The sequence below is a fragment of the Saccharibacillus endophyticus genome, from assembly GCF_013185185.1.
Classification (GTDB): Bacteria; Bacillota; Bacilli; order Paenibacillales; family Paenibacillaceae; genus Saccharibacillus; species Saccharibacillus endophyticus.
This window is the reverse complement of sequence record NZ_JAAZWE010000017.1, coordinates 1-1,688: the sequence shown is the minus strand read 5'-3', so window position 1 is coordinate 1,688 and position 1,688 is coordinate 1. Positions and strand designations below refer to the sequence as shown.

At 50.6% G+C, this 1,688-nt stretch carries 2 protein-coding genes; both read right to left on the bottom strand.

What is annotated here, in order from left to right; genetic code table 11:
- Nucleotides 1–143: 143 nt before the first annotated feature.
- Entirely contained in the window at nt 144–920 is a 777-nt protein-coding gene (locus tag HRQ63_RS25700) for a flagellin N-terminal helical domain-containing protein (protein ID WP_172247954.1), read from the bottom strand.
- Nucleotides 921–1,135: 215 nt separating this feature from the next.
- Nucleotides 1,136–1,688 (bottom strand): flagellin (locus tag HRQ63_RS25695; RefSeq protein WP_172247953.1); only part of this gene is annotated, 553 nt, incomplete at its 5' end.

Genomic DNA, 1,688 nt, shown 5'->3' with positions numbered 1-1,688 from the left:
GCCCTGTATCTCGCCTTGTTAATTATATCGACGGTTCGTCAACCGTTTTGAAGAGCCGCGAAGAATTTAAATCGATGATTCCCGATTAAAAAAAGAAAAGACCCTGCATAAGCAGGGTCTTTCCGAGCGAAAGCTTTTCGAACTTAACGAAGCAGCGACAATACGCCTTGCGGCGATTGGTTGGCTTGCGCGAGCATCGACTGCGAAGCTTGCAGCAGGATGTTGTTCTTCGACAGAGCAACCATTTCTTTCGCCATGTCCGTATCGCGGATGCGCGACTCGGATGCCGTCAGGTTTTCCACGGTCGTTCCCAAGTTGTTGGACGTGTATTCCAGACGGTTTTGTACCGCACCGAGGTTTGCGCGCTGCGTAGCCACTTTTTCGATCGCCGAACTGATGTCAGTAAGCGACGTGCTTTTGTCAAGACCGCTGAATCCGTCAGTATCAATCTTGTTGATCGTGATTTTGAAACTGGAATCGTCGGCTTGAACCGATACGCTCGAAGTCGCGCCTTTGATGCCGATACCGTTAAACTTTGTGTTGGACATGATGCTGTCGATTTGATCGCCCAGTGCATCCAACTCGGAGTTGATGTTCGACTTGTCTCCGTCGCCGTACGTGCCGTTTTCTTTCTGCACGTTCAGTTCTTTCATCCGGCCCAGCATCGAACTGACTTCGTTCATTGCGCCTTCCGCAGTTTGCGCGAACGAAATGCCGTCCTGCACGTTGCGCTGCGCTTGTTCCAAACCGCGGATTTGGCCGCGCATTTTTTCCGAGATCGACAGGCCCGCCGCGTCGTCCGCCGCACGGTTGATGCGAAGACCCGAAGACAGTTTTTCCATGTTCTTGCTTGCTGCGGCACTGTTCAGCCCCATGTTGCGGTGCGTGTTTACGGCCTGAATATTGTGGTTGATAATCATGATGATATTTCCTCCCTGAATTGGTTATTCCCACATCCGTGTGGTTGGCTAAGCTGAGACATGCGGCAATCTGCCCTGTATCTCGCCTTGTTAATTATATCGACGGTTCGTCAACCGTTTTGAAGAGCCGCGAAGAATTTAAATCGATGCTTCCCGGTTAAAAAAAGGAAAGACCCTGCATAAGCAGGGTCTTTCCAAGCAAAAGCTTTTCGAACTTAACGAAGCAGCGACAATACGCCTTGCGGCGATTGGTTGGCTTGCGCCAGCATCGACTGCGAAGCTTGCAAGAGAATGTTATTCTTCGACAGAGCGACCATTTCTTTCGCCATGTCCGTATCGCGGATCCGCGACTCGGATGCCGTCAGGTTTTCTACGGTCGTTCCCAAGTTGTTGGACGTGTATTCCAGACGGTTTTGTACCGCACCGAGGTTTGCACGCTGCGTAGCCACTTTTTCGATCGCTCCGCTTACGTTAGACAGCGAAGTACCTTTACTAAGGCCCGCAAAACCACCTGTGTTTACGCCTGTAATCGAAATTTTGAAACTGGAATCGTCGGCTTGAACAGAAACTGTAGAAGTAATGTTGATGCCGTTGAATTTCGTGTTGGTCATGATGCTGTCGATCTGCGATCCCAAAGCATCCAACTCGGAATCGATATTCGCTTTATCTCCCGAACCGTACGTACCGTTTTCTTTTTGCACGTTCAGTTCTTTCATCCGGCCCAGCATCGAGCTGACTTCGTTCATCGCGCCTTCCGCCGTTTGCGCG